Raw genomic sequence first — 15,783 nt, forward strand, 5'->3', positions numbered from 1 at the left:
TGATCCCCCTCGATCAGTCAAGCCTAGCCATGATGCTGTCGATCAGCGCCTGCGGCCGGGCCAAATAGGCGGTGTTGTCGATGGCCTTCCATCCGCCCTTGCCGTCATCGACGATGCGGCTCTTCATGCCGCCTGCCTTCGCGATGACGTCGTAATCCTGGCCGGAATCGGCGGGATAGGCGAAGGTCATGACCAGCGGCTCGCTGCCAACATTGACAGAACGATGAATCCAGAATGGCGGCACATAGCACATCGCCTTGGGGCCGATCTCGATGGTGCGGATATCACCTGCCGGGCTTTCGAGCAGCATGACGCCGAGCCCGCTTTCACCGTAATACATTTCCGGCCGGTTCGGCCGTGCATGGATATGGCCGCGCGTCATGTAATATTCTCGGCCCACCTTGCCAGGTTCCATGCGGGTGACGCCGATGATGATGTCGCCGGCATTTGCCGAAGGTTTGTAGTCGGTAACTTCATAGGCAACCTCATCGCCGCGCGCGGCGACGATCGCCGCAAACGCTTCGGCGTCCTCGTAGAGTCCTTCCAGATCGCGGAACGTCTTCACATAGCGGTTGGTGGCGCCTTTCAGCTGTCCGGCTGCGATGTCGACATATCCGATGCCCGGCTCAAACAAAGCCATTGCTATCCTCCAATTCGTTTTCGGTAGTTATACTACATAACGGCGATTGAAGCGCAAGTGATAGAGCCCGCCAAACCGCCTCATTTTTGATGGTTGCGCCGCAAAATGTCGGTTTGCACCGCAATAAGGTCACCATTATGCGCGTAGTTCACTAAAGTGGGGGAGGCGGCGGCTTGACGCTGCGAGAAAAATGTATTTTAACTACAAAAAGGAGGCCGCATTGCTTCCATGTCATGGAATCGGAGGAGAAACCCATGAAGATTACCCTATCAGGATGCGTGCTGGCTGCTGTCATGAGTGTTGGCTCGTTCGGCGTTGCACAGGCTGCCGATTGCAAGGTCGGCATCGCGATGTACACGCTCGGCGCTCCCTATTTCGCCGCACAGGTTGCCGCCGCCGAGGACCAGGCCAAAAAGGCCGGTTGCGACGTGACCAGCGCCGACGGTCAGAACGACATGGCCAAGCAGATCGCCGACGTCGAAGACATGGTTGCCAAGGGCGTCAATCTGCTGATCCTCAACCCGCGTGATCCGGAAGGTCTCGTTGCCGCCGCTGATGCTGCCACCACTGCCGGCGTCAAGGTTGTGGTCATGGATTCCTCGATCAGCACGAAGGCCAATGTCATCACCCAGGTTCGTTCGTCGAATGACCAAAACGGCTACCTCGTCGGCCAGTGGCTTGCCAAGACCATGCAGGGCAAGCCGATGAAGATCATCCTTCTCTCGGGCGACAAGGGCAATGAAGTCGGTCGAGATCGCCGTCTCGGCGTCTTCAAGGGGCTCGTCGAAGGCCAGTTGGTCAACGACGGCAAGGTCAGCTTCGAAGTCGTCGGCCAGGGCTGGGGCGGCTGGGCCCATGAAGGCGGTCTCGCTGCCATGGAAGACTTGCTGACCGCGCATCCCGACGCCAATGTCGTGCTCGGTGAGAACGACTCCATGGTGCTTGGAGCGATGAAGGCGCTCGAAGCCCAGGGCAAGACCGACGTGCTGGCGCTCGCCGCTGCCGACGGCCAAAAGGAAGCGCTCGCCCTGATCAAGGATGGGAAATACGGCGCGACCGGCCTCAACGATCCCGATCTCGTGGCCCGCACAGCGGTCGATATCGGCCTTAAGGCAGTGAAGGGCGAACTGCCGGACAACTTCCCGAAGCTCAACCTGACGACTCCCGACGTTATCACCAAGGACAATGTCGACAAGTACTATCGCGCTGACGCTGTCTTTTGATGCCTTTCCTCCCGCAAGTCGCGAAGATGAGACGGCGGGGCCAACCTCCGTCGTCTCATTGCCTTCTGTCCGGAGAGCCGCAGTGACTGAACTCGTCAAACTCAAGTCCATCTCGAAGTCGTTTGGCGGCATCCATGCCCTGAAATCGGTGGATTTCGATGTCCGGCCCGGCGAAGTCCACGCCTTGCTCGGCGAAAATGGCGCCGGAAAATCCACCCTGATGCGGGTTCTCGGCGGCGAGATGCTCCCCAGCCATGGCGAAGTCGTCATCGACGGCAAGCCTGTCGTCTTCCGCGATCCCCGCGACGCGCGCGCGTTGGGCATCGTGGTCATCCATCAGGAGCTGGCGCTGGCGCCCGACCTGACGGTGGCGGAAAATATCTTCCTGGGCGAACTGCCCGGTGTCATTTCCCATGCCAGCCTGCGCAAGCGTGCCAAGGAACTTATCGATCGCCTCGGCTTCAAGATCGATCCCGGCCGCATAGCCGGCACGCTCGCGGTTGCCCACCAGCAGGTGGTCGAGATCGCCAAGGCGCTGTCGCAGGATATCAAGATCATCGTCTTCGACGAGCCGACAGCCGTGCTCGCCGCGCAAGATGCGATGAAATTGCATGAGATCATCCGCGGCCTTCGCGATCGGGGCGTCGGCATCGTCTATATCTCGCACCGCCTCGACGAGGTCTTCGACATTGCCGACCGCATGACCGTGATGAAAGACGGCCAGACTGTCGGCACGGTTGCCACCAGCGATGTCAAGATCGACGACATCATCCGCATGATGGTCGGCCGGCCGATATCAGCCATGTTCCCCGAGCGCGGCAAGCGCGTCATCGGCCAGGAAATGCTCAAGGTCGAACATCTCAATGCTGGGCGCATGGTGCGTGATGTGAGCTTTTCAGTCCGCGCGGGCGAGATCGTCGGCCTCGGCGGCCTGATCGGTTCAGGCCGCACGGAGGTTGCCCGCGTCATCTTCGGAGCCGATCCGCTCGAAAGCGGCACGATCACATTCAAGGGCAAGGTGCTCAAGCCGAGGTCGCCGAAAGATGCCGTCGAGGCCGGTATCGGCCTGGTGCCTGAGGACCGAAAGCAGCAGGGCGTCATTCTCGACAAGCCGATCCGAGTCAATTCCACTATGGCCAAAATGTCGTCGGTCGTGAATGCCTTCGGTTTTCTCAAACGCAGCAAGGAACGTGCCGATGTCACCGCACTCGGCAAGAGCCTCAGGTTGAAGGCCTCGAGCGTCGATGTGCCGGTCTCCAGCCTCTCCGGCGGCAACCAGCAGAAGGTCGTGCTGGCCAAGTGGTTCCATGCCGACGGCGATGTCATCATCCTTGATGAACCCACGCGCGGCGTCGACGTCGGCGCCAAGAGCGAGATCTATGCGCTGGTCAACAAGCTCGCCGAGGATGGCAAGGCCGTGCTGGTGATCTCGTCGGAGCACCAGGAACTGTTCGGTCTCTGCGACCGCGTGCTCGCCATGGGGCAGGGTCAAATCCGAGGCGAACTGACGCCTGAGACCTACAGCGAAGAAAACCTGCTGGGCCTGTCGATGACAGGCGGCGCACTAACAGCAAATCAGGGTAGCCAGGCATGACAAGCACGACAGACACCGCCAACCAGCCTGAAGAAAAGATCAAGGTTGATTATCGCTCGATCATCCAGCGCTTCGGCACGCTCGCTATCTTCCTGGTCCTAGTCGTGGTCGCGACCATGTGGTCGGAAAACTTCCTCAGCCGTGGCAATATCCTCAACGTGCTGCGCCAGGTGGCTTCCAGCGCCGGCATCATGGCGGTCGGCATGCTGTTCGTCATCCTGACGCGCGGCATCGATTTGTCCGTCGGTTCCGTCATGGCGCTCGGCTCGGTCCTCACGGGATATTTTTGCGCCATATCAGGCTATGGAACCGCGCCAGCCATTCTCATGGTCCTCGCCTGTGGCGCGCTCTGCGGCCTGGTGACCGGCGGCTTCATCGCCTATCTGCGGCTCCCGTCCTTCGTCATGTCGCTGGCGATGATGGCGATCGCGCGTGGCCTGTCGCTGATCATCTCCGAGGGCAGGCCGATACCGCTCGATGAAGCGGGTGCCGCCTTCAGCCGGTTCGGCTCCGGCTTCCTGTTCGGCATCCCGCAGCCGGTGCTCCTGATGTTCGCCGTCTTCATCGTCGCCGGCGTGGTGCTCAATTTCACCCGCTTTGGCCGCATCATCACGGCAATCGGTTCCAACGAGGAGGCCGTCCGTCTCTCCGGTATCGCCGTGCCGCGCTATATTCTCGCTGTCTACATGATCTCCGGCGTGCTGGCCGCTGTTGCCGGCATCATCTCGTCGAGCCGCACCGGTGTCGGTTCGGCGCAGGTCGGCGTCGGCGCCGAGCTCAATGTCATCGCCGCCGTCGTCATCGGTGGGGCCAGCCTCATGGGTGGCAAGGGTGGGGTGATCAACACACTGCTCGGCGCGCTGGTCATGGGCATCATCGCCAATATCATGAACCTCGCCGGCGTGCCGGGCTACCACCAGCAGGTTTACATGGGCGCCATCATCGTCGTTGCCATGCTGCTGCAATACAGCACCGGTTCACTGAAGCGCTGAAGCCGGAGAGGCAACCCACATGATTTCCGCCCTCACGCTCGCCATCGATGTCGGCACGGGAAGTGTCCGCGCCGCCCTGGTCGATGGGAAGGGCAGGATCGTGACGATCGCTGCCCGCGAGCACGACCAGATCGTGCCGCGTTTCGGCTGGGCCGAACAGCGACCGGCGGATTGGTGGGCGGGCGTCGTGGCGACGATCCGCAGCGTGCTCGCCGAAGTGCCCGACGCGAAGAGCCGCATTTCCGTCGTCGTCGCCTGCGGCCAGATGCACGGCACGGTGCTGGTCGATGCCGATGGCCGCCCGACGCGCGATACCGTGCCGCTGTGGAATGACAAGCGCACGATCGACCTCGTCCGTAATTTCGAACGGGACAACGCGCCTATCACTTATCTCGCCGAAAGCGGCAATCCGCCGACGCCCGCCTGGCCCGGCTTCAAGCTCGCCTGGCTGCGCGACCATGATCCTGAAGCCTATGCCAGGGCTGCCCATGTCATCATGCCCAAGGACTACATCAATCTCCGGCTGACCGGCGAAATCGCCATGGACGAGGGCGATGCCTCCTGTTCGTTTCTGATGAATCCCGGCACGCGGGCCTGGTCCCCTGAAATGGTGAAGCGCCTCGGCCTCGACGCATCGAAATTGCCGCCGATCCGCAACCCACTGGAAATCCTTGGAACTATCACCGAGACCGCTGCCGCCGAGACCGGCCTCGCCAGCGGCACGCCGGTGCTGGTCGGCGGCGCGGATTATCCCGTGGCACTTCTCGGTTCCGGCACGTCGCGACCCGGCCTCGTCTCAGATGTGACCGGCACATCCTGCATCCTGACCCTGATCGCCCGCGCACCGCTGCTCGACCCCGATATATCCAATGTTGCGACGGTCGAAGGCAATTGGGGTCCCTTCGTGCTGCTCGAAACCGGCGGTGATGCCATGCGCTGGGCACGCCGTGCACTGCACGAGGGCAAAGAGAGCTACGACCAACTCGTCGCCCGCGCTGATGCTGCGCCCGTAGGCTCCGACGGCCTGCTCTTCCTGCCCTTCCTGACCGGCGAACGGCTCGGCGCGCATCGCAATGCCCGCGGCCAGTTCTTCGGCCTCGGTGCGGCGCATGGCCTGAGCCATCTCAATCGTTCCATTCTCGAAGGCGTAGCCTTTGCCGGCGCCCGCCACCTGAAGATCATGGAAAACGCATCCGACCAAAAGATCGAACGCGTCATCGCATCCGGCGGCGGTGCCAAAACCGAACTCTGGCTCCGCATCAAGGCCAGCATCTACGGCGTGCCGATCGTGGTGCCAGAGGAACAGGAGTGCGGCATCCTCGGCTGCGCCGCGATGGGCGCGGTCGCCATGGGCGCAAGGTCTTCGCTCGATGAAGCGATCTCCGTCTATGTCCGCTATACCGACGAAATCCGGCCCGATCCAGCCTGGCAGGAGCGTTACAGCCGGATGCAGCCGATTTTCGACAAGCTCTATTTCAACAGCCAGTCGCTCTATGATGATCTCGATGCGCTGGCCGATCCATCGTTTCAGGACGGGTGAGGAAAGCATGTATCTCGAATTGTTCAGCCTCAAGGCCAAGACGGCGGTTATCACGGGTGCCGCGCGCGGCATTGGTTTTGCCACGGCCGATGCCCTCAGCGAGGCCGGCGCCACGGTCATCATCACAGACATGAACGGAGAGGCGGCCACGAAGGCGGCCGAGGAACTCCGCGCCAAGGGCCGGTCGATCGACAGCGAAACGCTCGACGTCACCGATCCCCGCGCGGTCGAACGCGTGCACGCGGCGATCGTCGCAAAACACGGTCGCGTCGATATCCTCGTCAACAATGCCGGCATCGCGATTTCCAACCGTCCGGCCGAGACCATGGACGACCCGACCTGGCTCAAGGTCATCGACGTCAATCTCAACGGCCTGTTCTGGTGTTGCCGAACATTCGGCAAGGCGATGCTGGAACAGGGTGGCGGCAACATCGTCAATGTCGGCTCAATGTCCGCCGAGATCGTCAACCGGCCGCAGGAGCAGGCACAGTACAATGCCTCCAAGGCCGGCGTGCACCACCTGACGCGCTCGCTCGCCGCCGAATGGGCGACGCGCAACGTACGCGTCAACGCCGTGGCCCCGACATACATCGAGACCGAACTGACCCGCTATGTCTATGACGACTCCGAAATGATGAAACATTGGGTCGGCAACACGCCGATGAACCGGATGGGCCAGCCGCCGGAAGTCGCCGCTGTCATCCTGTTCCTCGCGTCCGACGCGTCGAGCCTGATGACCGGCTCGATCGTGACGGCCGATGGCGGCTACACTGCCTGGTAATTCAAGGAGGATTTCATGAAAGAGATATTGGATACGTTCCGCAAGGATCTCTATGCCGGCAAGAAGGTGCTGGTCTCGGGCGCCACCAGCGGCATCGGCCTGGCGATCGCACAGGGCTTTGCCGGCATGGGTGCAGACGTCATTGCCACCGGCACGTCGCAGGCGAAGCTGGACAAGATCAAGAACGATCCCGCGCTCTCCGGCATTCGCTTCGAACTTCTCGATGTGCGTGACCGCGCCGCGATCGACAAATTCGTCCCGGCGCTCGGCTCGCTCGAAGTCCTCGTCAATGCCGCCGGCATCGTCAAGCCGGACGAGGAGTTCAACGAAGACGCCTACCTCGAAGTGATCGACATCAACATGAACAGCGCCATGCGACTGGCCATGGCAGCGCACCCGCTACTCAAGCAATCCAAGGGCGCGATCATCAATACGGCCTCGATGCTCTCCTATCTCGCCGATGACCGGGTGCCGGCCTATTGCGCGAGCAAGACGGGCATCGTCGGCCTGACACGGGCACTTGCGCACAAGTTCGGACCCGACGGCATCCGCGTCAACGCCATCGCGCCCGGCTACCACAAGACCGCGATGACCCAGGATCTCTGGTCAGTGCCGGAATATGCCGGCAAGATCGAACATCGCACCGCGCTCAAGCGCTGGGGCACCGTCGATGACCTCGTCGGCACATGCCTCTTCCTTGCATCGCCTGCCGCGCTCTACGTCACCGGCACCACGCTTCCCGTCGATGGCGGCTATGTGAACGGCGGCTGGTAAGCGCCAAAACTGTGGGCGTGGGCGAACCGCGTCCACCTGCCTACAAATGTAAAGTTCATGCACGATTGTGCATAAAGGAGTGATCTCCATGGCTAGTGAAAACGCTGGTGGCCGATCGTTCGGCGGACCGAACACATACATCCAGCGCGCTGGCGAACTGACCCGGCTTGGCGAGCATGTATCAGGACTTGGCGACAAGGCATTCCTGCTCGCTGATCCGTTCGTGCTCGATCAGTATGGCCCGACTCTCAAGGAAAGCATGGAGAAGGCAGGCCTCGCCTACCAGCTCGAACGCTTCAATGGCGAATGCTCGCAGGGCGAGATCGATCGTGTTACCGCACTGGTGAAATCCTCCGGTGCGGGTGTCGTCGTCGGCATCGGCGGCGGCAAGACGGCAGACACCGCCAAGATGGCCGCAATCGCCACTGGTGGCCGCATCTCGATCGTCCCAACCATCGCCTCCACCGATGCGCCCTGCAGCGCCATCGCCGTCCGTTACAGCGATGAGGGCGTCTATCAAGAAGCGCATTTTCTCGGCCGCAATCCCGATATCGTCGTGGTCGACAGCGCCGTGGTCGTTCGCGCGCCGGTGCGTTTTCTGGTGGCCGGCATCGGCGACGCCCTCTCGACCTGGTTCGAGGCCCGGTCCAATCTCGACTCGAACTCGAACAATCTGGTCCGGCCCAATATGCTGCCGCCCGCCGCCGGCATCGCCATCGCGCGCGCTTGTCATGACGTGCTGATGCGTGATGCGCTGGCCGCCAAGCTCGCGGCCGAGAAGGGCGCGCTGACATCAGCCGTCGAAAACATCATCGAGGCCAACACGCTGCTCTCCGGTCTCGGTTTCGAGAATTGCGGCGTCTCGGCGGCCCACGGCATCCACGACGGCCTGACGGTGCTCGATGAGACCCACGGCTTCTTCCATGGCGAAAAGGTCGCCTTCGGCGTGCTTTGCCTTTTGATGCTCGAAGGCCGGCCGCTCGCCGAGCTCAGCGAGATGACAGCATTCTGCCGGGCGCTCGGACTTCCCACCCGCCTCGCCGATCTCAACCTCGCTAATGTCAGCCGGGCCGACATCGAGCGGGTGGCGGAAGCGGCCCTCGCCGAGGGTTCGCCGACTTGGAAAGTAGCGGTGCCGCTCTCCGTAGCCATCGTCCGCGATGCGATCATCGCCACGGACGCCTTCGCCAGCAGCTTCAACGGCTGACCGATATTCTTGGATAAGACAGGATCATTCCCATGCGCGCAGCCGTCATGTATTCACCCGGCGACATCCGCCTCGAAGATATCGCGAAGCCCGAACTCAAGCCCGGCCATGTCATGCTCCGGGTTGCCGCCGTCGGCGTCTGCGGGTCCGATATCCCCCGCATGCTGATCAAGGGCGCCCACAAGGTGCCGATCGTCTGCGGCCATGAATTTTCGGGCCACATCACCGAAGTCGGCGAGGGCGTCGAGGGCTACGAGGTCGGGGAACTGATGGGTGTGCCGCCCATGCTGCCCTGCTACAAATGCGACCAGTGCATGACCGGCAATTTCTCCCGCTGCCGGGACTACGACTATTTCGGCTCGCGCCGCGATGGCGCCTACACCGAGTTCGTCGCGGTCCCCGTCGGCAATCTGCTGCGCGCGCCTGAAGGCATGGACCCGCGCGCTACGGCGATGATCGACCCGGCCTCGATCGCGCTGCACGCCATCTGGAAAGCCCCGCCGACCGCAGGCCAGCGCGGTGCGGTCATCGGCTGCGGCCCGATCGGCCTCTTCGCCATCCAGTGGATGAAGCTGATGGGCTGCACGGAGGTCATCGCGATCGATATCTCTGAGGAGAAGCTCGCCCAGGCACGGGAAGCCGGCGCCGACCGGACCTTCCTCGTGACGGATCAAATTCCGGCCAATCTCAAATGCGATATCATCGTCGAGGCGGCCGGGCATAATTCCTCGATCAACGTCGCGGCCAAGCTTGCCGCACCCGGCGGCCATGTCGTCTTCATCGGCATTCCGGTTGGCGACATCACGCTAGAGAATAAGACCTTCCAGCATTTCCTGCGTCAGGAAGTTTCGCTACGCGGTGCATGGAATTCCTTCGGCGCGCCCTATCCCGGCAAGCAATGGACGGTGACGCTTGACAGTCTCGCGAGCGGCAGGCTCAAGTGGGAGTTCATGATCACCCACGAGCTTGGCTTGGAGGCGCTGCCGGGAATGTTCGAGAAAATCAAAAACAAAAGCGAATTCTTCTCGAAGATCATGTTCCGGCCGTAAGCCAAGGGAGTCCCGCGCATATGGCCAAACTCCTCGGTCTGGATTTCGGCACCGGCGGCATCCGGGTCGGCGTGTTCGATCTCGAAACGCGCCGCATGCTGGGCGAACGCGAGGAGCAGTACCGGACCGTCTATCCGCGGCCCGGCTGGGCCGAGCAATCGCCGCTCGACTGGTGGGAGGCACTGGGCCGGGCCTGTCGCGCCCTGATGCGCGACCTCGGTTCGCCCGGGATATCAGGCATCTGCGCCGCCACCACCGCATCGACCGTGGTGGCTTGCAAGCGCGATGGCGCGCCGCTTCGCCCCGCAGTGCTCTGGATGGATTGCCGCGCCGCGGACGAAGCCGAGCGTAGCAGCCGGTCGAAGAACCCGGTCATGGATTATGTCGGCGGTGCCAATGCCTCGGAATGGCTGATCTCCAAGGCCATGTGGCTGGCCGGTCACGAGCCGGCGGTCTATGCCGGTGCCGACATTATCTGTGAATGCCTCGACTATATCAATTTCATGCTGACGGGCCGCTGGGTCGGCTCGCGCATGAACGCCACCTGCAAATGGAACTACGATTCCGTCCAGAGGCGGTTTCCCGCCGAACTCTATGCCGAATTCGGCGTCGTGGGGCTGGAGGCGAAATTGCCGCCCGATATCTTCGCTGTCGGCGCGCCGGTCGAGATCGTCAGCGCCGCCGCCGCCGAACATCTCGGCCTTGCGAACCGCCCGATCCTGTCGCAGGGCGGCGTCGATGCGCATATCGGCATGGTCGCCGCCGGCACCATGAAGCCCGGCGAGATGCTGATGATCGGCGGTACCTCCATCGTCCAGCTCTTCCAGCTCGACAGCCAGCGGCCGATGGATGGTTTCTGGGGTCCATATCCGCATGCGCTGGTCGATGATCACTGGCTGGTTGAAGCCGGCCAGGTCTCCGCCGGATCGGTGCTGACCTGGTTTGAGAAGAACCTGTTCGAACTCGATGCGGCTGGTAGTGCAGCACTCCGCGAGAAAGCTGCCGCAATACCCGTCGGCGGCACGGGTCTCGTGACGCTCGATTATTTCATGGGCAACCGCACGCCCTATCGCGAGCCGCTGCTGCGCGGCGCCGTCATTGGCCTGTCGCTCGGCCATGACAGGGCGAGCCTTTATCGCTCGGCGATCGAAAGCGTGGCGCTCGCCTCGGCCAATGTTCTCAAGCGCGTGGCTGAACTGGAGGTCCCTGTCGAACGCATCGTCTCCTCCGGTGGCTATGCCAAGAATCGGCTCTGGCTGCAGGCAACGGTCGATGCGATCGGTATGCCGGTCGAGCTGCCCCGCGAGGCCAATCTCACCATCATCGGCGCGGCTGCAGCGGCTGCCACCGGCGTCGGCCTCGTACCTGATCTCTTCGCGGCGGCCGAAGCAGTTCAACAGGAAGCGACGGTCATCGCGCCCGATCTCGCGGCGCATGAAATCTACAAGCAATTGCTCGGCGAATATCTTGAGGCTACAGAACTGCTGATGCCGCAATCGCGGCGGCTGGCGGCCAGCCAGCTCAGGGGGTAGGCCGAATGAAACCCGACTGCATCGAACGCGACTTCGAGCCCCGCTCGCTCGCTACCGGGTAGCTCGTTTTTCTTCGTCACATGAACGGGCAGCCATCTCTCAAGCGTCATGGCGCGCCGATTGCCTTTATGTGGGGCTCGGGCTTGCAACCAGTACTTATCTCCTAAAGTCTATGCCGGCTTCTCAACTAGGCAGCGGCGCTGCCGGGTCGATGAGGTTCTCTTCCCTCAGCTCGGACCATAGCGCTGTCGGGATAGGCCATCGCATAAATTCGAGATTTTGCTCCAATTCGGCGACGGAACGCGCGCCCGGAATGACGCTGACGACTTGCTTGTGCCCCAGAGGGAACTGAAGTGCGGCAGCGGGGAGGGGAACATTGTGCTTCTCGCAAACAGCATGGAGGCGGGCGACGCGATCCAGGACCGCCGGGGGGGCGATTTTGGTGTTGAATGTCGCATCCTTGACAGGCCCGGTGACAAGAATTCCGGAATTGTAGGGTCCGCCGATGACGATTTTCGTTCCTTTCCTTTCGCAGGCCGGAAAGAGGGTCGCCAGCGGCTCCTGTTCAAGCAGGGTGTAACGCCCGGCCACAAGAAAGTAGTCGAAACGGCCTGCTTCGACGAAGTCGGACAGCATCTGCCATTGGTTGATGCCGACGCCTATCGCCTTGATGACGCCTTGGGATCGCAGGTCATCAAGCGTCGGATATGCTCCTTCCATCGCTTCCTTGAAGCGGCTGCGGGCAAAGGGGTCTTCGCCCGGCTGAAAATGGATTGCTTCATCGGGATCATGGATGGCGAGCATATCAATGTAATCGGTCTGCAGGCGCTTCAACGACCCCTCGATGGAGCGCAGCACCGCATCACGGGAATAATCGAAATCGGCGCGAAATGGTGGTGCCCCATCCCACAGGACCGGCTTTACTTCACTATCGGGAATAGGGACCAGATCATAGCCGACCTTTGAGGATATGACGATCTCCGAGCGCGGAAGGCTCTGAATGGCGTCGCCAAGACGGGCTTCGGCCAAGCCGAAGCCGTAGACGGGAGAGGTGTCGAAGTAACGCAGACCATTGTTGAAGGCGGCATGGACCGTATCATGCGCAGCCTTTGGGTCGGTGGCGCGATACATGTTGCCGAGGCCAGTTCCTCCCAACCCCATTGTGGTGATCTGCAATCCCTGGGCGGTCACCGCTCTCGTCTGCATCTTCGACATTGATCTCCTGCCCCTTCTTTTTTGTACGGCTTGGGTTTCTGTTTAAAGACCCGCCACGGCCCATAGCGATCATCATAGATGTAAACTACTTGTCGTACAACACTGTAACCATACACATTGCGCCGAGCCGTTCTTGTAAATCGCGGTGGGTGTTACGGAAATAGGAGGTCGGCTGGTTGAGCGTACCGATGAAGAGTAGATGTTGCATGGCCGCTATCGACTAAAGGATCAGGGTCGCCCTGAAGTCGTTGACATTGGTCCCGGTGGGCCCTGTTTCGAACAGGTCGCCGATCGCCTTGAAGCCGGAATAGCTGTCATTAGCATCGAGAATGTGACGCGGATCGAGACCGGCGGCGCGCAGCCGCTTGACGGTCGAACCGTCGGCAAAGGCTCCGGCATTGTTTTCCGAGCCATCGATACCATCCGTGTCGGCTGCGAGCAGATGGATATCGTAACCGTCGAAGGCAAGTGCTGCTGCCAGCGCGAACTCCCCGTTGCGTCCCCCCTTGCCGCCCTTTGAGCGCAATGTCACCGTGGTCTCGCCGCCGGAAAGGATGACGACGGGCTTGGCGAACGGCCGGTTGCGGCCGGACACTTCCTTGGCGATGGCCGCATGGACGAGTGCCACGTCGCGGGATTCACCCTCGATCGCGTCCGACAGGATCGCGGCCTCGATGCCGCCCGCGCGGGCAAGCGCGGCTGCGGCCTCGAGCGATACACCGGCCGAGGCAATGATGTGGTGACTGTTGCGGGCAAAGGTCGGATCGCCGGGAAGCGGTGCGTCGGCTGCGGCCGAATTGAGGTGATCGATTGCTGCCTGCGGCAACTCGAGGCCGTACTGGGCGATGATCTCAAGTGCTTCGTGCCGGGTCGAGCGATCCGGCACCGTCGGCCCCGATGCCACATGGGCGGGGTTGTCGCCCGGGATGTCGGAGACGATCAGGCTGACGACGCGGGCCTTGGTCGCCGCCGCCAGCCGCCCGCCCTTGATGGTCGAGAGATGCTTGCGCACGAGATTCATCGCAGAGATCGGAGCGCCCGAGGCAAGCAGCATCTCGTTCAGCGCTATCTCGTCTTCGAGCGTCAGTCCTTGCGGCGGAGATGGCAGCAGCGCCGAGCCGCCGCCGCAGACGAGTGCGATGACGAGATCATCGGCGGAAAGATCCTTCACCGTCTCGACCAGCCGCTTCGATGCGGCAAGGCCTGCTGCATCGGGCACAGGATGCGAGGCTTCGATGATCTCGACGTGTTCTGTCTCGCAGCCATAGCCGTAGCGGGTGACGACGACGCCTTCGAGCGGGCCGTCCCAAATGCTCTCCAAGGCCCGGGCCATCTGCGCTGCCCCCTTGCCGGCGCCGATGACGATGGTTTTGCCTTTCGGCCTTTCCGGTAGATGCGCCGCGATCCCGGTCAGTGGATCGGCTGCCTTGACGGCAGCATTGAAAAGCGAGGTCAGGAATTCGCGGGGCGACGGGATGGAATGGGTCATGGAATGATTTGCCCTGGGAAGGATCGTCATGCGTAATCGTGCCGCGGTTGCCGTTGCAGGACGCCTTTGAGAATATCGGCTGCCTTTTCGGCGATCATGACAGTTGCGGCATTGGTGTTGGAGGAAATCAGCCGTGGCATAACGGAGCTGTCGCAGACCCTGAGATGATCTATGCCGCGCACCTTGAGTTCCGGGTCGACGACGGCGTCCTCGCCGCCACCCATGCGGCAGGTCCCGACGGGATGATAGGCGGAGCGGCCGTACTGGCGCGCGAACTGGCGGTATTCTTCCTGCGTGCGGATATTGCCGTCAGGAAGATGCAGCCGTTTGACGAAGTGCCGGAATGCCGGTTGTGAGAGGATTTCCTGACTGATCTTGATGCCGTCGACAGCGCGTTCGAGGTCGTAGGGCTCAGCAAAGGCATTGGGATCGATCGCAGGAGGAACGGCCGGATCTTTTGACCGCAGCGACACATGCCCGCGTGAGCGTGGGCGCACGTGATAGGAATTGAGCGTGCAGCCGTTACCACCTGGCACGCTGCCGATACCTTCCTCGACACCCGCGCCCGGTAAGAAGTGGAACTGCAGGTCGGGCGTCTTCTCCTTCCGGTCACCCCACCAGAAGCCGCCGCCCTCGACGATGTTGGATGCAATAGGGCCTTTGCCGAACAGGGCATATTCGATACCGGCGGCAATCTGCCAGTGGCGTTTTTTGTAACGATCAATGCCGTGGGAACCGCTAAGCTCGGCGAGAACATCGACATCCATATGGTCTTGCAAGTTCTTTCCCACTTGCGGTAGGTCTCTGACGACATCGATATCGAGTGCTCGCAACTCATCGGCGGGACCGAGGCCTGAGAGCATCAGCATCTTCGGCGAACCGATGGCGCCTGATGTCAGGATCACTTCACGCTCGGCGCGCAACAGCACCGGCCGGCCGTTCTCGATGATCTCGATGCCGACCGCACAACCGTTTTCGATGACGATGCGATTGACGGCGGTATCGGTGCGCACCGTCAGGTTCTTGCGGTGCGCGGCGGGCTTCAAATAGCCGACGGCCGTGCTGCTGCGCTTACCGTTTTTCGTCGTCGTCTGATAGAAGCCAGCACCGGCCTGCGAGCCCGCATTGAAGTCTGGATTGAAGGGAAGGCCTGCTTCCTGCGCAGCACGCACGAAAACGCGCGTCAGGGGATGCGGCGTCTGCGAGCTGACACCGAGCGGGCCTTCGGTGCCGTGATGGGCGCCGCCGAAGGTGTCGTTGCCTTCGGATTTGTGGAAATAGAGGCGAACGTCCTCATAGCCCCACCCGCTGCACCCTTCGAGATCGCGCCATCCGTCATAATCTTCGGGGCAGCCCCGAGTGAAGACCTGGGCATTGATCGAGCTGCCGCCGCCAAGCACCCGGGCCTGCGGATAGACCATCTTGCGCCCCGCAATTTCGCGCCCTGCGACCGTCTCATAACCCCAGATCAAAGGGCCTGCGGTCATCTTGAAGAAGCCGACAGGCAGATGAATATACATATTGCTGTCGCGCGGACCTGCCTCCAGCAAGGTCACGGACACATCCGGATCCTCGCTCAGGCGCGCAGCTAGCACGCATCCCGCCGAGCCGCCCCCGACGATGACATAATCGGCCATTCTCTCCTCCGTAAGATTCTAAAATGACGCCGTGCTCTCCTTGTTGTCTCGGCATCAATTCACCACCACAATCTCAAGTCTCTTGCTCCCCGTCAAGAGAAAGGGTACGG

The 15,783-nt window shown here is 61.8% G+C and carries 13 protein-coding genes; 9 read left to right on the forward strand and 4 right to left on the reverse strand.

The window, feature by feature from the left end; genetic code table 11:
- Positions 1–13: 13 nt before the first annotated feature.
- Positions 14–640: a glucose-6-phosphate isomerase gene (locus G9X68_RS17430; protein ID WP_171603452.1), complete on the reverse strand. Its 627-nt coding sequence runs from the start codon at positions 638–640 to the stop codon at positions 14–16.
- 293 nt (positions 641–933) lie between these two features.
- On the opposite strand from G9X68_RS17430, the gene G9X68_RS17435 reads away from it, so the two are divergent.
- From G9X68_RS17435 to G9X68_RS17475, 9 genes are all read left to right on the forward strand, one after another.
- Positions 934–1,863, forward strand: a complete 930-nt coding sequence (locus G9X68_RS17435; RefSeq protein ID WP_425328646.1) for a sugar ABC transporter substrate-binding protein — start codon at positions 934–936, stop codon at positions 1,861–1,863.
- Between the two features lie 82 nt (positions 1,864–1,945).
- Complete coding sequence (locus G9X68_RS17440) at positions 1,946–3,457, forward strand: sugar ABC transporter ATP-binding protein (protein ID WP_342355345.1); 1,512 nt, start codon at positions 1,946–1,948, stop codon at positions 3,455–3,457.
- Entirely contained in the window at positions 3,454–4,449 is a 996-nt protein-coding gene (locus G9X68_RS17445) for an ABC transporter permease (RefSeq protein ID WP_171603455.1), read from the forward strand. Before G9X68_RS17440 ends, G9X68_RS17445 begins: the two co-directional genes overlap by 4 nt.
- Positions 4,450–4,468: 19 nt before the next feature.
- Positions 4,469–5,989 (forward strand): xylulokinase, encoded by a 1,521-nt coding sequence (locus tag G9X68_RS17450; RefSeq protein WP_171603456.1) that lies wholly within the window; start codon positions 4,469–4,471, stop codon positions 5,987–5,989.
- A gap of 7 nt (positions 5,990–5,996) precedes the next feature.
- Positions 5,997–6,770: an SDR family NAD(P)-dependent oxidoreductase gene (locus tag G9X68_RS17455; RefSeq protein WP_138331017.1), complete on the forward strand. Its 774-nt coding sequence runs from the start codon at positions 5,997–5,999 to the stop codon at positions 6,768–6,770.
- Positions 6,771–6,785: 15 nt separating this feature from the next.
- On the forward strand, positions 6,786–7,544 hold the full coding sequence (locus G9X68_RS17460) for an SDR family NAD(P)-dependent oxidoreductase (protein WP_138331018.1): 759 nt from the start codon (positions 6,786–6,788) through the stop codon (positions 7,542–7,544).
- A gap of 88 nt (positions 7,545–7,632) precedes the next feature.
- Positions 7,633–8,751, forward strand: a complete 1,119-nt coding sequence (locus G9X68_RS17465) for a glycerol dehydrogenase (RefSeq protein WP_171603457.1) — start codon at positions 7,633–7,635, stop codon at positions 8,749–8,751.
- 32 nt (positions 8,752–8,783) lie between these two features.
- Positions 8,784–9,800, forward strand: a complete 1,017-nt coding sequence (locus G9X68_RS17470; RefSeq protein WP_171603458.1) for a galactitol-1-phosphate 5-dehydrogenase — start codon at positions 8,784–8,786, stop codon at positions 9,798–9,800.
- A 20-nt stretch (positions 9,801–9,820) separates the two neighbouring features.
- Positions 9,821–11,332: an FGGY-family carbohydrate kinase gene (locus G9X68_RS17475; protein ID WP_171603459.1), complete on the forward strand. Its 1,512-nt coding sequence runs from the start codon at positions 9,821–9,823 to the stop codon at positions 11,330–11,332.
- Positions 11,333–11,515: 183 nt separating this feature from the next.
- Here G9X68_RS17475 and G9X68_RS17480 read toward each other — a convergent pair whose 3' ends face one another.
- The 3 genes from G9X68_RS17480 to G9X68_RS17490 all read right to left on the reverse strand — a co-directional run bounded on the left by G9X68_RS17480 (position 11,516) and on the right by G9X68_RS17490 (position 15,673).
- Entirely contained in the window at positions 11,516–12,547 is a 1,032-nt protein-coding gene (locus G9X68_RS17480; RefSeq protein WP_171603460.1) for an aldo/keto reductase, read from the reverse strand.
- Between the two features lie 220 nt (positions 12,548–12,767).
- The gene (locus G9X68_RS17485) at positions 12,768–14,036 is read right to left on the reverse strand and encodes a glycerate kinase type-2 family protein (protein ID WP_171603461.1); all 1,269 of its coding nucleotides are present in this window, start codon (positions 14,034–14,036) and stop codon (positions 12,768–12,770) included.
- Positions 14,037–14,062: 26 nt separating this feature from the next.
- Positions 14,063–15,673: a GMC family oxidoreductase gene (locus G9X68_RS17490; protein WP_171603462.1), complete on the reverse strand. Its 1,611-nt coding sequence runs from the start codon at positions 15,671–15,673 to the stop codon at positions 14,063–14,065.
- Between the last annotated feature and the right edge of the window lie 110 nt (positions 15,674–15,783).

It is taken from the genome of Rhizobium changzhiense (genome assembly GCF_013087625.1).
GTDB lineage: Bacteria > Pseudomonadota > Alphaproteobacteria > Rhizobiales > Rhizobiaceae > Rhizobium > Rhizobium sophorae.